The 17,668-nt window shown below is 63.8% G+C and carries 9 protein-coding genes and 1 tRNA gene; 8 read left to right on the top strand and 2 right to left on the bottom strand.

What is annotated here, in order from left to right; genetic code table 11:
- Positions 1-197 precede the first annotated feature (197 nt).
- From Q8R10_RS06495 to Q8R10_RS06460, 8 genes are all read left to right on the top strand, one after another.
- Positions 198-1,487 (top strand): FAD-binding oxidoreductase, encoded by a 1,290-nt coding sequence (locus Q8R10_RS06495; RefSeq protein ID WP_305652125.1) that lies wholly within the window; start codon positions 198-200, stop codon positions 1,485-1,487.
- A gap of 222 nt (positions 1,488-1,709) precedes the next feature.
- Positions 1,710-1,786, top strand: a tRNA-Arg gene (locus tag Q8R10_RS06490).
- A gap of 410 nt (positions 1,787-2,196) precedes the next feature.
- Entirely contained in the window at positions 2,197-5,469 is a 3,273-nt protein-coding gene (locus tag Q8R10_RS06485) for an amino acid adenylation domain-containing protein (protein WP_305652123.1), read from the top strand.
- A 42-nt stretch (positions 5,470-5,511) separates the two neighbouring features.
- Positions 5,512-7,158, top strand: a complete 1,647-nt coding sequence (locus Q8R10_RS06480; RefSeq protein ID WP_305652121.1) for a cyclic peptide export ABC transporter — start codon at positions 5,512-5,514, stop codon at positions 7,156-7,158.
- Between the two features lie 225 nt (positions 7,159-7,383).
- Positions 7,384-9,501, top strand: coding sequence for a TonB-dependent siderophore receptor (locus Q8R10_RS06475; protein WP_305652119.1), 2,118 nt, complete (start codon positions 7,384-7,386; stop codon positions 9,499-9,501).
- A 150-nt stretch (positions 9,502-9,651) separates the two neighbouring features.
- Positions 9,652-9,957 carry a hypothetical protein gene (locus tag Q8R10_RS06470; RefSeq protein ID WP_305652117.1) on the top strand — a complete coding sequence of 102 codons (306 nt, stop codon included), beginning with the start codon at positions 9,652-9,654 and terminating at the stop codon, positions 9,955-9,957.
- Positions 9,957-11,504, top strand: coding sequence for a PepSY domain-containing protein (locus Q8R10_RS06465; RefSeq protein WP_305652115.1), 1,548 nt, complete (start codon positions 9,957-9,959; stop codon positions 11,502-11,504). Before Q8R10_RS06470 ends, Q8R10_RS06465 begins: the two co-directional genes overlap by 1 nt.
- A complete protein-coding gene (locus tag Q8R10_RS06460; RefSeq protein WP_305652113.1) occupies positions 11,497-11,808 on the top strand; it encodes a DUF3325 domain-containing protein in 312 nt (103 codons plus the stop codon). The genes Q8R10_RS06465 and Q8R10_RS06460 overlap by 8 nt, the downstream gene beginning before the upstream one ends.
- Before the next feature lie 89 nt (positions 11,809-11,897).
- Here Q8R10_RS06460 and Q8R10_RS06455 read toward each other — a convergent pair whose 3' ends face one another.
- Positions 11,898-16,541 carry a non-ribosomal peptide synthetase gene (locus Q8R10_RS06455; RefSeq protein WP_305652111.1) on the bottom strand — a complete coding sequence of 1,548 codons (4,644 nt, stop codon included), beginning with the start codon at positions 16,539-16,541 and terminating at the stop codon, positions 11,898-11,900.
- A 76-nt stretch (positions 16,542-16,617) separates the two neighbouring features.
- On the bottom strand, positions 16,618-17,664 hold the full coding sequence (locus Q8R10_RS06450) for a TauD/TfdA family dioxygenase (protein ID WP_305652109.1): 1,047 nt from the start codon (positions 17,662-17,664) through the stop codon (positions 16,618-16,620).
- Positions 17,665-17,668: the final 4 nt, after the last annotated feature.

Below are 17,668 nucleotides of genomic sequence, written 5' to 3'. Positions count from 1 at the left end.
GATGCGACTCGCTTGGCGAAGGGCGCAGCGCGCCGTTTCGCCCTCTGCTGCCCGCGCTAGGCGCATCCGGGCCGCATTCTTTAAGCCACTCAGGCGAGCTGCCACTCAGGCAGACCCTCTATTAGCCGTGAGCTAAGACTAACCAGGCAACTTTGCCGCAGATCAAGCGGCTACGTGCACCATCAGGATTTCAGACTATGAGCAGCCAACGCTGTAACTCGTACTACACCGCCAGCCTCAATGAAGAAACCGCTTACCCGCGCCTCGAAGGCGAGCAGCGGGTCGATGTGGTGATTATCGGCGGCGGCTTTACCGGCGTGGCCACGGCGGTTGAACTGGCCGAGCGCGGTTTTAAAGTGGCCATCGTCGAGGCCAAGAAAATCGGCTGGGGCGCCACCGGTCGTAACGGCGGGCAGGTGACTGGCAGCCTGTCTGGCGATGCCAATATGCGCAAACAAATGGCCGGCAAGCTGGGCGATAAGGTCGATGACTTTATCTGGCACCTGCGCTGGCGCGGCCACGAAATCATCAAAAACCGGGTGGCCAAGTACGGCATCCAGTGCGACCTCAAACACGGTCACCTGCACGCCGCCTACAAACCCAGCCATATGGACGAGTTGCAGGCCGACTACGACGAAGCCGTGCGGCGTGGCATGGGCGACGATGTGCAGATGATCAGCGCCGCCGACATGCCCAACTACCTGGCCACCGACATCTACCACGGCGCCCTGCACAACAAACGCAATATGCACCTGCACTCGTTGAACCTGTGCATTGGTGAGGCCAAGGCGGCGGCCAGCCTCGGCGCGCTGATTTTCGAGAACTCGCCGGTAGTCGAAATCATCCACAGCGACACGCCCGTGGTGGTCACCGAGCACGGCCGGATTACCGCCAACTCGGTGATCCTGGCCGGCAATGCTTATCACAAACTGGAGAAGAGCAAGTTGGGCGGCATGATCTTCCCGGCCTCCGGCGGCATAGTCACCACCAAACCACTGGGCGCCGAACTGGCCGCCAGCCTCAACCCCCATGACTTGGCGGTGTACGACTGCCGCTTCGTGCTCGACTACTACCGCATGACCGCCGACAAACGTTTGCTGTTTGGTGGCGGCACCAACTACTCGGGTCGCGACTCACGCGACATCGCCGCCGAGCTGCGCCCGGCCATCGAACACACCTTCCCGCAACTCAAGGGCGTGGAAATCGAGTTCCAGTGGAGCGGCATGATGGGCATCGTCATCAACCGAATCCCGCAATTGGGCAAGCTGTCGAAGAACGTCTGGTACGCCCAGGGTTACTCGGGCCATGGCGTGGCCACCACCCATATAGTCGGCGAGATCATGGCCAATGCCGTGAGCGGCTCGATGGAGAAATTCGACACCTTCGCCGGCGTCAGTCACATCCGCCTGCCGGTCGGCGCCTGGCTGGGCAACCAGATGATGGCGGTCGGCATGTGGTACTACCAACTGCTCGAACGCCTGCGTTAACACGCGCGTAAGCCTCCTGGGCGGGTGCGGGCGATTGAACGCCAATACTTGAGCTTGAGTCGCGCACCCAGCCGTGGGGGCGGCTCAGACCGCGCGCAAACTTGAGCTGCGCGTCTGCTGGTTTTTTCGTCAGCCCGCTACGCGATGGCATGACAAAAGCGCCGATGCTGGTTAACATGCCCCGCGCTTATAACCCCGTGCAGTCTCCCTGCATACGCGTATGTCCCAGTAGCTCAATTGGATAGAGCATCCCCCTCCTAAGGGGAAGGTTGGTGGTTCGACCCCACTCTGGGACACCATATAAATCAATAGGTTAGGGTTTTCTTAAGAGTTCATACTGTTGTTTTTTGTGTGACTTTCCCCGTTCCATCCCCGTTTCCCAGTCGCCCATTTCTTTGCCTCTGACGGAGTCTCTCGTCTGCTGATTCCCGATATGTTGAAGGCCGCCAGCATCGAGCATGGTCGGGATGAACTGACCAAATCGCCTTGATCAGTCGATAGCTGCCATAACCTGTTGAGCAACGGCTAGCGAACAACTCGCAGCGCCGTGGATGAACGTCAGCGTTGCAGCTGCAGGTTACTAGGGGCGATCTGATTCAAAAGTCTTTTTGACAATAATTATCATTTGCATTTAGTATCCGTCCGATACCCACCCCTTAGACCTATGCATGACCCTTGGTGGCGTCTTAATACGGATATTTAATCTGCAATGAATGATCTCGATAACGCCTTGCTGGCGCTGTTGCTCGAGGATGAATCGTCGCTGGCTGATGGCATTCGCCCGAGATATCTGGGCGGTCCAGCGCCTCTGTCCTTTGCCCAGCAGCGATTGTGGTTGCTGCAGCGGCTTGATCCGCGTTCAACCGCCTACAACCTGACACGCGGCTTTCGCTTGCAAGGCCGGATCGACGAGTCGGCGCTTGAGCGAGCCTTCAGTGCCTTAATCGCCCGCCATGGGGTTCTGCGTACGCGCTTCGAGGACCTCCATGGCGAGCCGCAGCAGGTCGTGCTGAGCGAGCTGCCATTTGCCATGGTGCGTGAAGATCACGGCCCTCTAGCTGTCGATGCTCAGGTCGAAGTTCTGACTGATCGCCTGCATGCCGAAGCCTTGCGGCCCTTCGATCTGACCCAAGCACCGCTGTTACGGGTGACCTTGCTGCGCTTCAACGAGCATAGCCATGGCTTGCTGCTGGCCATGCATCACATCGTCTCGGATGCGTGGTCAAACCCGTTGTTAGTGCGCGATCTGGCAGCCGCTTATGCCGCGGCGCTGGCCGGGCGGGTGACGGAGTTGCCGCCGTTGCCCGTGCAATATGTCGACTACGCCATTTGGCAGCGTGAGCAGTTGCAGGGGCAGGTGCTGCATAAGGACTTGAGCTATTGGCGCGACTATCTGGGTAGCAGTGTGCCAGTGCTGGAACTGCCGACTGATCGTCCGCGGCTGGCTCAGCAGAGTCAGCGTGGCCGGCGCCTGCGCTTCACGTTGCCGGCGGCGTTGGCGGGTCAGGTTCAGGCCTTCTGTCGAGCCGAGGGTTGCTCGCCGTTCGTGGTGTTGCTGGCAGCTTGGCAGTTGTTGCTGGGGCGCTACAGCGGTCAGCAGGAGTTTGCCATCGGTGTGCCCCATGCGGCGCGCAGCCATACTGAACTGGAGCATCTGCTCGGTTTCTTCGTCAATACCTTGGTCTATCGCGTCCGCCTTGGGCCGCAGCTGACCGGTCGTGAGTTGTGCCGGCGGCTGCGCAGCGAATCCCTGGCGGCGCTGGAACATGCCCAATTACCCTTCGAACTGTTGCTGGAGCACCTCGTTATTGAGCGCGATCCAAGTCGCAGTCCATTGTTCCAAGCACTGTTCAACCTGAGCAGTGGCGCGCCGGCACGTTTGCATCTGGCGGATATCGAGATTGAGCCGCTGCTGACCGCGCAGAGCAGTGCCAAGTTCGATCTGAGCCTGGATGTCGCGGTGCGCCCGGATGGCGTGTATTGCGAGTTGGAGTACTGCCTCGAGCTGTTTTCGCCAGCCACCGTCGAACGAATGGCGCTGCACTACCAGCAGTTGCTGGCGGCATTATTGAATAGCCCCGAACTGCCAGTAGGGCGCTTGCCGCTACTGGATAGCGTCGAGCGCTCTCAGCAGCTGCTTGAATGGAACCGCAGTGAGCGTGCACTCACGGCGGGGGAGGATATGCTGGCGTTGTTCGAACGTCAGGTTCGCGTAGCGCCAGAGCGTTGCGCGCTAGTCTGCGGGAGCGAGCGGCTCAGCTACGGCGAGCTGAATGCCCAGGCCAATCGGCTGGCCCGCTGGTTACGGGGGGCGGGCGTGGTGCACGACCAGCTCGTGGGCGTGTGCTTGGAGCGCGAGGCGATGCTGCTGGTCACCTTGCTCGCCATCCACAAGGCCGGCGGTGCCTATCTGCCAATCGACCCTGCGCAACCCGCGACACGTAACGCGGACATTCTTGCGCAGGCCGCCCCACGCTTGTTGCTGACCCGTGTGGCGCTGCTCGGCGCCCTCGCCGACGGGATGCCTGTTGTCACCCTGGAGGCGCTGGAGCCGGTCTTGTCCCAGTTGAGTGCTGACGATCTGGGTCTGGCCGTGCATCCGCGACAATTGGCCTACAGCCTCTATACCTCCGGCTCCACTGGGCGGCCCAAGGGCGTGCAGATCGAGCGCGAGGCGTTGGTCAACTTTCTCCACGGCATCCAAGATCATGCTCGTCTGACGGTGGCCGACCGCCTGCTGGCGGTAACCACGCTGGGTTTTGATATCGCCGGGCTGGAGCTGTTTTTGCCGCTGGTACACGGCGCCTGCGTAGTGCTGGCCAGCCGCGAACAGGTATTGCAACCCGTAGTTTTACTGAGTTTGCTGGAGGGGCAGGGGATCAGTGTCATGCAGGCTACCCCAGCCACTTGGCAGATGTTGGTGGAGTATGAGTGCCCGGCTTGGCAAGGGCTGCGGGTGCTCTGCGGCGGCGAGGCGCTGGGCGCGGAGTTGGCCGAGCGGCTGCTGGCTCGTGGGGTGCAGTTGGTCAATGTTTATGGGCCGACCGAAACCACTGTGTGGTCGGCGGCGCAGGCGGTCGAGCGGGTGGACGCCGCGGTCATCCCCATAGGTCGGCCGCTGGCCAATAACCGCCTGTATATCCTCGATGAACACCTGCAGCCGCAGCCGCCCGGCGTGGCGGGAGAACTCTATATCGGTGGTGCCGGCCTAGCCCGCGGTTACGCCGGACGCCCCGAGTTGACCGCCGCGGCTTTCGTGCCCAATCCCTTTGCGGTGGCCGAGGCTCCCGGAGCAGGGCCTGGCAGCCGGCTCTATCGCACCGGTGACCTGGCCCGTTATCGCGCCGATGGCAGCATCGAGTTTCTCGGCCGGCGCGATTTTCAGGTGAAGCTGCGCGGCTTTCGCATTGAGCTGGGCGAAATCGAAGCGGCGTTAACGGCTCATGCAGAGGTGCAGCAGGCTGTAGTGACAGTGCGAAAGGCGCCAGGTGGGCAGGACGCGCTGGTCGCTTATCTGCGCGGCGAGTTTTGCGAACCGCAGCGGTTGAGCGCTTATCTGCGCGAGCGCTTGCCGGCCTATATGTTGCCGGCGGCCTTCGTCAGGCTGGACAGTTTCCCCCTCAACGCCAACGGCAAGGTTGATCGCCAGGCATTGCCTGCACCTACCTGGAGTGCGGCGGCTGACGTGACGATGCCTCCCGCCAGTGACAGCGAAAAGCGCCTGGCGGCGATCTGGATGGAAGTGCTGGGGGTTAGCGCAATCTCACGCGAGGACGAACTCTTCGCCCTCGGTGCGCAATCACTGCAACTGGTGCGTATCCAGGCGCGGGTCAGCCGCGAGTTCGCCTGTGAAGTGGCGCTGGCCGAGCTGTTCGCCCATCCGCGCTTGAGCGATATGGCCGCGTTGATCGAACGAGCCTGCCTGACAACTGAAGGGGATCAGTGGGCGCAGATCGACAGCCTGTTGCAAGCCTATGAATAAGCCTATGAATGACCCTACCGAGGGATACCCATGATGCTCTTTATGTCTTTGCTGCAACGCCATCGAGCGCTGCTCACGCTGGCGTTGCTCGGCAGCCTGGCAAGCGCGGCGGCAGGCATCGCGCTGCTCAACGAAATCAATCGGCTGATTGCCGGTGTCCAGACCATGAACGCTACCCAAGGTGGCTTGTACATTGGCCTGCTGCTGGTGCTGTTTGCCTGCGGTTTCGCTTCTCAAGCATTGCTCACCGCCCTGGGGCACCGGGTGGTCTACGAGCTGCGCCTGCAACTGGTCAAGCGTCTGCTGGATACGCCTATCGAGCAGTTGGAAAAGATTGGCTCGTCCAGCCTCTACGCCACCCTGAGCAAGGATGTCGAGGCCATCGGCATGGCCTTCAATCGCCTGCCATTCCTGCTCTACAACGGCATCCTGATGCTGGGTGGCTGCGCCTATCTGGCGTGGCTGTCCTGGCAATTGCTGCTGCTCTGCGGGCTGCTGCTGGGGTTGGGCGTCTGGTTGGCCTATGGCTGGTTCGCGCGCATGGGCGGGCTGATGAAAGTGGTGCGCGACACCGAGGATCAGCTCTATGGCGCCTACACCGCTGCCATCGAGGGGCGCTACGAGATGGCCCTGAACGCCTGGCGTAAGCAGCGCTTCTACGAGCTGGATCTGCAACCGGTCGCCGAGCGTGCGCGGGGCAACGAGGTGCTTGCCGACCGCTACTGGACGCTCAGTCTGAACTGGACGGTGGCGTTGATCCTCGGTTTGGCCGGCGGCCTGTTCGCCGCGGGTGCCGTCCTGGGCATAGCGGCAGCGACTGTGGCGGCTTTCGTCTTGGTGCTGATGTTTTTGCGTATGCCGCTCAACGATCTGATCGGCAGTCTGCCTACCCTGGTATCCGGCAATGTGGCGATGGCCAAGATCGAGTCCTTGGCCTTGGCCCCCCATAGGCCCGAGTTCGCCATCCTGCTAGCGGCGGCGCCGCCTGGCGACAGTGTGCTGCTTGAGCTGAAGGGGCTGGTCTACGAGTACCCGCATGCCAGCGACGACTACGGCTTTCGTCTGGGGCCGGTCGACCTCAGCGTGCGTGCGGGAGAAACGCTGTTTATCGTCGGCGGCAACGGCAGCGGCAAGTCGACCCTGGCCAAGCTGCTTACCGGGCTCTACCAGCCCAGCGCCGGGCGCTTAAGCCTGCACGGGGAAGAAATCACGGCCGACCGGCGCGACTGGTACCGCAGCCACTTTGCCACGGTGTTTTCCAGCTTCCATCTGTTTGCGCGCTTGGTCGGCCCGCAAGGCGATTTCGATGCGCAACTGGCGCAGGCCTGGCTGGCGCGGCTGCGCATGGAGCGCAAGGTCTCCATCGACCCGGCCGGCCTGCTTTCTACCATTCAGCTTTCGCAGGGCCAGCGTAAGCGCCTGGCTTTGCTGGTGGCATTGGTGGAAGAGCGGCCCATCCTGCTGCTCGATGAATGGGCGGCGGATCAGGATCCGGCGTTCCGCGCCTTCTTCTATCTGGAACTGTTGCCGGAGCTGAAAGTGCGCGGCAAGACGGTGATCGCTATCAGCCATGACGATCGCTATTTCGCCGTGGCCGACCGGGTCATCAAGTGCGAGGGTGGCCGGTTGAGCCTGCTGGATAACAGCAGCTTCAGTGCGCTGCAGGAACCCTTGGCCGCCATGGCTTGAGCTGGGGAGGGCCTTGGCCTGTTATGCGGAGTTGCCCAGCCCCCTGAGTAAATTCATGGGTTAACCCCGCGCGGGGGTTGTGGCGCTGGTTAACATTTAGATACTATTGCAAATCATTATCATTATTGATTCTATTTGAGTCATCGGGGAGGGAGTTCAATGCGGCATCGGGGTAAGCAGTCAAAGCCGGTTAGGCAGGTTTCCAAGCGTTTGTTGTTGCCATTTATGCTGACAGGCATCGCCTGCTCGGGTACGTCCTGGGCGGAGCAACAGGCTGAAGCCCTGGATCTGCCCGCGCAGACAGTCACTGGCGCACAGCACGCTGAGACGCGGGTGACTGTGGGTTCGAAGACCCCGGTCAAGCTGCGCGAAGTGCCGCAAACGGTCAATGTGGTCGGTCAGGAGCGTATCGAGGAGCAGAACCTCTACACCCTGGAACAGGCCATGAAGCAGGTGGGCGGGGTGACGGTGCAGCGCATCGACGCCAACCGCGTGACTTATTTCGCCCGCGGGTTTGAGATCAACTCGCTGCAGCTGGATGGCACGCCCACCACCATGGACAACCGCCTCTTCCTCTCGCCGGATCTGGCGATGTACGAGCGGGTGGAAGTGCTCAAGGGCCCGGCCGGCATCCTCAACGGTACCGGTGGCACCGGCGGCAGCATCAACCTGGTGCGCAAGCGCCCGCAGGCCGAGGCGGCTGTTTCCGGTGAGTTGAGCGCCGGTTCCTGGGACGACTACCGGAGCATGCTCGATGTGACCGGACCGTTGACCGAGAGCGGCAATATCCGTGGCCGTGCGGTGATGAGTCAGCGTGACCGCCATTTCTATTACGACGGCGGCGATGAAAAGAGCAATCTGTTTTATGGCGTGGTGGAAGCCGATCTGACCCCAGACACGCTGCTGACCTTGGGCGCCAGCCATCAGGAAGTGGATGCCCGCGGCGCCCAGCGCTCGCTGCCGGCCTATCTGTCCCGGGACGCGGGCGGCCAATGGCAAATGTCCCTGGCTGATCCGTCGCGTTCCAATTTCTATGGCGCCGACTGGAACCGCGACTACTTCTGGAGCGACAGCGTCTTCGCCGAGCTGGAGCAGCACCTGGCTGCTGGCTGGAAGGCCAAGCTTTCCCTGCGCCATGCCGATAATAATTTCGACCTGACCCAAGCCTATGCGCGTAATGCCGGTGGTATAAACCCGACGACTAATCGGGTGAGTATCAGCGCCATCCGCTTCGACTACCGTGAAGAGCAGAACGAGGTGGATGCCTATGTCGACGGGCCGTTCAGCCTGCTCGGTCGCGAGCATAAGCTGCTGGTTGGGGCCAACTACAGCCGTTCCGAATTCTTCAATAAAGGGGATTACGACTTCGTACCTCGCGGGTCTGTGGATCTGTTCGACCCGCAAATCGACGTTGCTCAACCTGTGTTCGATCCCCAGCAGGATATTTTCGCTGATACCCGTCAACACGGTCTCTACAGCAACCTGCGCCTGAGCCTGGCCGATCCGCTGACCCTGGTGCTGGGCGGGCGCCTAAGCTGGTGGGACTTCAGCAATAACACCACTCCCAAGGTCACAGGCTTGACGGCCGTGAATGAAGAGAAAAACATCGACGGGAAATTTATTCCCTTCGCCGGCCTGGTCTATGACCTGACGGATACTTACTCCCTCTACGCCAGCTATGCCGAGGTGTTCCAGCCGCACAATGCCAGAACGCGGGACATCAACGGCAAGATGCTCACCCCTCTGGAAGGCGAACAGTGGGAAACCGGGGTCAAGGGCGAATACCTGGATGGCGCGCTGACCGCCTCTTTCGCGCTGTTCCAGGTAGAAGAACAGAACCGCGCTACCCCGGACCTCACCGATTCTAGTGCCGCCATCGCCGGCGGTAAGGCGCGCAGCCGTGGTTACGAGACGGAGCTCAGCGGCCAACTGGCCGAGGACTGGACCCTTAACGCCAACTACAGCTACACCCACAAGATCCACCGCAGCGAGGAGAGCACCGAGCTCTATACGCCCAAGCATATCCTGCGGGTCTGGAGCCAGTATCAGCTGCCGGGCGAGTGGCAGCGCTGGAGTGTGCAAGGCGGCATGAATGCGGTCAGCGAGGCCTATACCAAGACCAATTTCGCTGCGTTCGGGATCAACGACGTCAAGCTGGAGCAGGGCGGCTACACATTGTTCGATGCCGGTGTGGGTTATCAAATTACCCCGCAGCTGTCGGCCGATGTACTGGCGACCAACCTGACCGACAAGAAGTACTACCAGCGCATCAACAACCCGCAGGACGGCAATATCTGGGGCGACCCACGTGCTGCGACCCTGACCCTGCGCGCCAAGTTCTAAACGCTGTATACGCGCCTTGTAGGAGCGGATTTATCCGCGATGGCAGTGTCCTAGCGTGGGCTTTAGCCCACCCTTGCCTAATGCGCTAAGCAATACCCATGGTCCGGCCCTTACACGAGGGTCGGGCCTTTTGTCTTTTTGGAGGAACCTGTGCCCAGCGCAGCCAAACTGCTTGGAAAACCGACGGCCCTGGCCCGTGGTGCTTATCTGCTCGCCGTGCTCATCGGCAGCTATGGCTTTATCTGGACGCTTACGGAGTGTGCGGCCGGCATCCTGTTGCAACTGGGGTTGGCGCGCAGCGAAGCGGTGATTTTCAGTAGTTTGCTGGGCTTAGTGCTCTATCCGGTGGTCGCCCTAGTGGCTTTTGCCGCGCCGCGCCCGCTGCGGCTTTGGGCCGCGCTGCTGGTGGCTGGCGTGTTGTTCAAGATGCTCGGCCGCAGTTGGGGAGCCAGCTGATGTTTACCAGCTTGCGCCAGGCCATGCTCTGGCTGCACAGCGTGCTCGGCCTGGGCTGCGCCGGGCTGCTGTTCGTGGCGTTCTTTATGGGCAGCCTGGCCCTGTACGACAGCGAACTGGACCGCTGGATGCTGCCGCAGACGCGGCTGCCAGAGGCTGCCGCCGAGCTGTCCTTGGATCGTCAGGTGCGCCCGCTGGTTGAACCCCTGATTGCGGGACGGGCGCTGGAACAATGGTATGTGGAGCTGCCCAGCAGTCGGGTGCCGTTGCTCCGCCTGCAGACCTGGGATCTGCAGGGTGAAGGGCACAGCTGGTTTATCGACCCGGGCACTGGCCAGCTACTGGCCCCGGCTGGTAGCCAGGGCGGCGATTTTTTCTACCGCTTCCACTACAGGCTGCACTTGAATGCGGGCAACCTGGGCCTGCTGCTGGTCGGTCTGGCCAGCATGGTCGGATTGCTGGTGATCAGCGCCGGGCTGCTGATTCATGTGCGCTTGTTCAAGGATTTCTTCAGTTTCCGCCCGCACCAGTCGCCACGACGGCTACTGGATCTGCACAACCTGTCCGGGGTATTCGCCCTGCCGTTTTTTCTGGTCATGCTGTTGAGCGGTCTGCTCGTCAGCTTTCCGCTCTATCTACCGGCCGGGATATTGGCGGCTTATCAGGAGCAGGCCGGCGAGTTTGAACACGAGGCGCGCGCCACCTTTAGCCGGCCGGCGGCGGGCCAGGCCGGCAGCCTGGCGTCCCTGGACGCCATGGCGGCGCAGGCGCGGCGGCATTGGCAGGGCGGTGAGCCGGCCTTTGTGCGTGTCTGGCACCCGGGCGATGCCCGCGCCTATGTGGAAATCGGCCGCTCCCTGGCGCAGCGCCTAAGCCTGGATGCCGAGGCTCTGTACTTCGATGGCCCCAGTGGACAATTGCTGCACCAGGCCGGGCTCAAGCCCGCGGCCGCCACCTTTAGCCTGTTGGCCGGGCTGCATGTGGCGCACTTTCAGCAGCCGCTGCTGCGCCTGCTGTATTTTCTAGGCGGCGTCAGCGGCTGTCTGATGCTGGCCAGCGGTTTGCTCTACTGGAACGCGAAGCGCCGCTTGCGCTTACCCCAGGGGCGCGCCGGCCTGTGCCTGATGGAGGCGCTGACGGCCAGCCTGGTCGGCGGCTTGCCACTGGCGACCCTGGCCATGCTGGTGGCCAACCGGCTGTTGCCGGAGAGCTTGGCGCAGCGCGCGGACTGGGAGGTCTGGCTGTTTTTCGGCACTTGGCTGAGCGCGACCTTGCACAGTTGCTTTGCCGTCTACCGCTCTGATGAGCACCGTGCACCTTGGCGCGCCCAGTGCGCGGCTATCGCCCTGCTGGCCCTGGCCGCCGCGCTGCTCAATTGGACCAGCAGCGGTGACCACCCGCTGCGTACTCTGACCGAGGGACAAGGGGCGGTGGCCGGGGTGGATGCCGCGCTGCTGCTCACGGCCCTGCTGGCCACCTGGGCCTGGACGCGCCAGCGGCGCGCCCAGGCAGCGGTGTTAGCGTTTGAGGTGCTGGAAGATGCTTGAGCTGACATACGGCGGCGCCTTGCTGGTCTTGCAATTGCTCGGTCTGAGCGGCCTGGCCCTGGCCCAGGACAAGCATTGGCGAACAGTAATGGGCCCCGCCCTTCGGCACCCGCAGAGCCGCCTGCGACTGCTGGGCTGGGCTGCCTTGACGCTAAGCCTCAGCTTGGCCGTGAGCGGCCAAGGTTGGGCCTTCGGCAGCTTGATCTGGCTGCTGTCCCTGCCGCCGGCAGGCTTTGCCATAGCCTTTACCCTGGCCTGGCGCTCGCAGTGGTTGCGATCACTGGGAAACGCGCTGAGCCGCTAGCCGCGCCCAGCTTATGTAGGAGCCCGCCAGCGCCGTAGGATGGGTTGTCAGCCATCCTGGGGTCTGTACAACCTGATGGTTTTACACCGCTAGCGCGCCATGCCGCCCGCATAGGGCTTGAGCACCCGCACCAGTTCCGTCAGCTGCGGATGCAGGAACACCAGTTGCGGCGGAATGGCCGTGCCCCATTGTTGCTGCAGGCGCGCGCAGAGCAGTACGGCTTTGAGCGAGGTGCCGCCCTGTTCGAAGAAGCTGGCCTGGGGGTCGAGGGCCGGTTGTTCCAACAGTTCTTCCAGCAGAGCGTAGATCTGGGTCTGCGCTTTCAGGGCGCTGCGTTGGCTGGCTTGGGGTGGCTGGCTAAGCTGGTCGCTCAGTTGCTGCAGACTCGCCTGGGGTTGCTGCAGCACATTGCGTAGCAATTGCCGATAGTCCTCGGCCAGCAGGGCGATATGGTCTGGCTCGAACAGGTCGGTGCTGTAGGTAAAAGTGGCGACCAGGCCGTGCTCGCGCTCGCCGATATCCAGCATCAGGTCGAACAATGTGCTGTGGTTGCTGCCTTCCTCCATCGGGCTGATCTGTAGATTGCCGAACTCGCTGCTAGTGAGGATACGTTCGCGGTGCAGGTCGAACATCACCTGCAGCAGCGGCACGCTTTGCTGCTGGGTATTGGGTAGCGCTTGCAGCAGCTGCTCGAACGGCAGGTCCTGGTTGTCGTGGGCCGCCAGCATATTGTCGTGCAGCTGAAGCAGCAGCGCCTCGAACGAGGGATTGCCGGCCAGGTCAGTGCGCAGGGCCAGGGTGTTGACGAAGAAGCCGATCAGCCCTTCGAGCGCTTGCTGGTTGCGGTTGGCAATCGGGATGCCGACGCGGATGTCGTGCTGCCCGCTGTGCCCGGCGAGCAGCAGTTTGAAGGCGGTGAGCAGGGTGCTGAACAGGGTCACACCTTTTTGCTGGGTCAGCTCGTGCAGCGCCTGGGTTAGCTCACTGTCGAGGCTGAAGTGGTGTTGGGCGCCGCGATGGCTGGGCAGCGCCGGGCGCGGGCGCATACCGGGCAGGTGCAGCAGCGGCCGCTCCTTACCCAGGTGGGCGAGCCAGAAGTCGAGTTGCGCCTTGAGGACGTCGGCGCCGAGCTGGCGCCGCTGCCAATGGGCGAAGTCGGCGTATTGCAGCACGGGCTCGCTCAGGGGCGCGGGTTGCCCGGTGCTGAATGCGCTGTAGAGCGCCGTCAGTTCGCGGGTCAGCACGCGCATCGACCAGCCGTCGGTGACTATATGGTGCAGGCAGAGCCAGAGCACATGGGTTTGCGCCTCCAGGCGGATCAGCCCGGCGCGGACCAGCGGCCCGCGGGCCAGGTCGAAGGGCTGCAGCGCCAGGGCATCGAGCTCGTGGCGAAGCGCCTCATCGCGTTCGGCCTGGCTCAGGCCGCTGAGGTCCAGCAGCGGCAACGGGAAGGGCCGCGGCGGAGCGATGCGTTGCTGCGGTTGGCCATCCAGTAGCACGAAGGTGGTCCGCAGGCTGGCATGCCGGCGCAGCAATTCAGCGAAGCTGCGTTCTAGCGCCGGTTGATCCAACTCGCCGCTCAGTTGCACGGCCTCGGCGACGTTATAAGTCGGTTTGCCGGGATGCAGACGGTCGAACAGCCACAGCCGTTCCTGGGAGTAGGACAGCGCCAGCGTGCCTTCACGGGCTGTTGGAACCACGCTGGGTAAGCTAGGCGCGATGGCGTTAGGCAAGGCTTGTTCGGCGAAGGCCGCGAAGCTCGGATGCTGGAACAGCGCGCGCACCGGCACCTCTAGCCCTAAGGCGCTACGCAGGCGCGAGATCAGTCGAGTGGCGGTCAACGAGTGGCCGCCCAGCTCGAAGAAATGATCATCCAAACCTATCCGCTCGACGCCCAGCACCTCGGCCCAGAGCTCGGCCAGCAGCATTTCCCGTTCATTGCGCGGGGCACGGTAGGCGCGCTCGCTGCTGCGTTGGGGGGCGGGCAGGGCGGCGCGGTCGAGCTTGCCGTTGGGCGTCAGTGGCAACGCCGGCAGCATCAGGTAGGCGCTCGGCAGCATATGCTCCGGCAACTGCTCGGCCAGGTGCTGGCGCAGCGCCTGGGCATCGGGACAGGCAGCGCGGCAGACCAGATAGGCCACCAATTCGGCGTCACCTACGCTGCTTTCGCGGGCGAGCACCGCGGCTTCGCGGATCGCCGGGTGCAGCAGCAGGCGCGCCTCGATCTCGCCCAGCTCGATGCGGAAACCGCGAATCTTCACCTGATGGTCGGTGCGGCCGAGGAACTCCAGGTCGCCCCGGGCGTTCAGCCGGCCGATATCGCCACTGCGATACAGGCGGCTGCCCGGCGCGCCAAAAGGATCAGGCAGGAAGCGTTCGGCGGTGAGGTCCGGGCGGCCCAGGTAGCCCTGGGTGATGCCGCTGCCAGCGAGGTAAATTTCCCCGGCGACGCCAGGGGCGACCACCTCGAGCTGCTGGTCCAGCACGCGCACCTGCATATTGGCGATGGCGCGGCCAATCGGCAGCACGCCCTGTTCCGCGCCGGTGCTGCGGTACAGGCTGCACCAGACGCTGCCCTCGGTGGGGCCGTATTCGTTGTAGAGCGCGGCGGCCGGACAAACCTCGTGGTGCCGCGCCGCCACCAGCGCCTGGCAGGCTTCGCCGGCAACTATGGCGCAGCGCAGGCTGGCCAACTGCGCGCCCGCCTGCTCCAGCACCTGGGCATACAGCGAGGGCAGCATCAGGCAGTGGCTGATGCGCTGCTCGGCGATCAGCCTGCCGAGGGCCAGGGCATCCTGCACCTGCTCGTTATCCGGCAGGCACAGGGTGCCGCCCTGGCTCAGGGTCCAGAACAGGCCGGCCACCGAGCTATCGAAAGCCAGGCCGGAAACCAGCAGAAAGGACTCCAGCGGCTCTTCGTAACCCAGCCAGCGGGCGCTGGTGGAATGCACCGCGTTGCGGTGCGAAACCATCACGCCCTTGGGCCGGCCGGTGGAGCCGGAGGTGAAGATCAGGTAGGCCAGCTGGTCGGGATGGCCGATGGACGCGGGGCGCTGCTCGGGCAAATCGGCATCGTCTTCGGCATCCAGCCAGATACAGCGGTAGTCGCCTGCGGGCAGGCTGTCACTCAGCGCTGTGACGCTCAGCAACAGCGGCGCCTGGGTTTGCGCGAGCATGTCGGCCAGGCGCTCGCTGGGATAGGCCGGGTCCAGCGGCAGGTAGGCGCCGCCGGCCTTGAGGATGGCCAGAATGGCGATTATGGCTTCGCTCGAGCGGCCGAGAAACAAGCCCACCGGCTGCCCGGCACACAAGCCGGCATGGCGCAAGCGATGGGCCAGACGGTTGGCTTGGCGCTCCAGTTCGGCATAGCTGAGCTGATGGCCGCCGTGGCTAAGGGCGATGGCGCTGGGATTGGCCTCGGCCTGGGCCTCGAACAGCTGGTGCAGCAGGGCCGGCGCGGCAATCGCCACGGTCGTCTGGTTGAGCGCGACCAGCCACTCGGCCTGCTGCGCGCCTATGCCGTTGGCCTCGCGCAGGGGACGGCGGCTGGCGGCGCAGGCCTGTTCGCAGAGGGCGAGGAACTGCGCGAGGATCAGCCGGGCGGCGGGCTCGTCGAAGTGCGTCTGGTCGTAATCCAGGGCGAAGGCGAACTGGCCGTTGCGCTCTTGAATATCCAGCAGCAAGGCGAAGGCTTCGCCGCCCGCCTGCAGGGTTAGCAGCGGCCAGGTGGCGGCAGGGCTTGCGCCATAACGAAAGCCGCAGCTCGGCGCCACGGCGTCCCCCGGCCAGCTTTCCTGCCAGGCCTCGGCTTCGGCCAGCACGGGCTCGAACTCACCGATCAGCGCCGCCAGGGATTTGCCTTCATCGATGGCCAGCAACAGCGGTAGAGCCTTGGCGTAGGGGCCGAAGGCCGTTTGCGTGGCGTCGTTGCGGCCGTCGTGGCACCAGCCCAAGAGCAAGCGCGGCAAGCCCAGATGGCGCTGCAACAACGCCGCCCAGCACAGGCCGAAGACCGTGGCCGGTTGCACCGCCAGACCGGCGAGCGCGCTCTGCAGGCAGTCCTGGGCGGTGGCGCTGAGGCTTTGTACGACGCGCGCCGGGCGATAGGCCGACTCACTGCGGGTCCGTTGAAAGGGATGGGCGAGGCCGAGCAATTCCGTGGCCTGTTGCCGCTGCCAGAAGACCCGGCCGGCATCGCCGTCCGTGCCTGTCGCCAGCTCATGCTGCCACTCGGCGAAGTCGGCGTACTGCACCGGTTCGTCGCCCAATGGCTGGCCCTGGTACAGAGCCGCCAGCTCCTGTAACAGGCGCTCCAGGGTCGCGGCATCGGCATTGACTCGCGGCAGGGCCAGCAGCAAGCGGCTACTTGGACCGCTGCGCAGCAGGGCGGCAGCCAGGGGCGGTTGCTCGGCGCTCTGCACGCAGCTAGCGAGTTCGGCCTGCAAGCGCGCTTGCAGCGCCTGGGCGTCCTGCTCGCCGACCTCCAGCACCTGCCAGCTGAAGTCCAGCTGATCGGCTATCACCTGCACCGGCAGTTGCATGCCGGGCACGGCGGTGAGGCGGGTGCGCAGGATTTCATGGCGGGCCAGCAGTTGGCCAAGGGCGGCGTGCAGGCGCTGCGAATCCACGGCGGCTGGCAGCTCGGCGCACAGTTGCGCGACGTCATGGGCGGCGCTGTGCAAGCGCCAGTGACGGGTTTGTTGCAGAGCGGGGCGGAAACCTTCGATGGACATATTCGTTGGCCTTTAAATCGGGGGCAGGGAGTGCCGGCAGGGTTTGTCCCGCCAGCACCTTCCCAGGAAATGGGGATTAGCAGTTGAGGGCGACATCGCGACTGTTTAGTGCTTCGGCCATAGACACCAGGATGCGTCGCGGGCCGTTGAACTCGTTGCGCGCGTGCACCGCCAGCATGTTGTCCAGCAGCAGCACGTCGCCCTGTTGCCAGGGGAATTCGATCATCTGCTGCAGGTAGATTCCGCGCAGGTGTTCGAGCACCTCGGGCTCGATCAGGCTGCCGTCGCCGTAGAAGGTGTTCTGCGGTAAGTCGTCGTCGCCGAAGTCGGCCTGCAGGGCGTCGCGCACCGAGGCCGGCAAGGTGCTGACGTGGAAGAAGGTGGCGTGGTTGAACCACAGGGTCTCGCCGCTGCGTGGGTGACGCACCAGCGCCGGACCGACCTGGCGGGTGCGCAGGCGGTTGTCCGCCTTCCACTCCACGGCGATGCCGACGCTGGCGCAGTAAGCTTCGACCTGGGCGCGGTCCTCGGTCTGGAACACCGTCTGCCAGGGCAGGCCGAAGCCGTCGCCGTAGTTGCGCACGTACATGATGCCCTTCTGCGCGAAGCGCTCGCGGATCGCCGGGTCTATGCCGCGGGTGATGGCCCGGGTATCGCCGATGGGCGTCTCGCCGCGCCACTCGGGGGCCACGTCGCACCAGAGGAAGATCTTCAGCGGGAACACCGGCGAGTAGGAGTGCTCGTTGTGCGGGAAAATCCGCTGGTCCTGCGGGTAGTCGGTGGAGGTGTAGATGTTCAGACCCGGGTCGACCTGGGTACGCGGCGAGGCGCGGAAACGGTACTCCAGGGCCCCGCCGGAGAGGGCGCTGATGCACTGGTCGAATTCGCCGGCGGTGCCCACGGCGAAGCCGCGAAACAGGATGGCGCCGTGTTCCAGCAGCTTGCTTTCCAGCAGTTCGCGCTGGCGTTCGGCCCAGGCCGGCAGGCTGACCCCGGCGGTGGCCGGTTCGCACAGCAGCGGAAATGCCTGGCCGGGAAACAGTGGAGTGAAGCGCACCAGCGCGTCTTCTTCCAGGCGGATGGCTTTACGGCGCATGCCGCCAAGGGTCGGGGAAGTGGTCATGGGA

It is taken from the genome of Pseudomonas sp. (assembly GCF_030698175.1).
In the GTDB taxonomy this organism is placed as follows: domain Bacteria; phylum Pseudomonadota; class Gammaproteobacteria; order Pseudomonadales; family Pseudomonadaceae; genus Aquipseudomonas.
This window is presented reverse-complemented; position numbering and strand designations above follow the sequence as displayed.

Bases quoted from the DNA above. Each gene is read 5' to 3' on its own strand.
- Q8R10_RS06495 (WP_305652125.1), top strand. From the start codon at position 198: ATGAGCAGCCAACGCTGTAACTCGTACTACACCGCCAGCCTCAATGAA.
- Q8R10_RS06475 (WP_305652119.1), top strand. From the start codon at position 7,384: ATGCTGACAGGCATCGCCTGCTCGGGTACGTCCTGGGCGGAGCAACAG.
- Q8R10_RS06455 (WP_305652111.1), bottom strand. From the start codon at position 16,541: ATGTCCATCGAAGGTTTCCGCCCCGCTCTGCAACAAACCCGTCACTGG.
- Q8R10_RS06450 (WP_305652109.1), bottom strand. From the start codon at position 17,664: ATGACCACTTCCCCGACCCTTGGCGGCATGCGCCGTAAAGCCATCCGC.
- Q8R10_RS06480 (WP_305652121.1), top strand. From the start codon at position 5,512: ATGTCTTTGCTGCAACGCCATCGAGCGCTGCTCACGCTGGCGTTGCTC.
- Q8R10_RS06460 (WP_305652113.1), top strand. From the start codon at position 11,497: ATGCTTGAGCTGACATACGGCGGCGCCTTGCTGGTCTTGCAATTGCTC.
- Q8R10_RS06485 (WP_305652123.1), top strand. From the start codon at position 2,197: ATGAATGATCTCGATAACGCCTTGCTGGCGCTGTTGCTCGAGGATGAA.
- Q8R10_RS06465 (WP_305652115.1), top strand. From the start codon at position 9,957: ATGTTTACCAGCTTGCGCCAGGCCATGCTCTGGCTGCACAGCGTGCTC.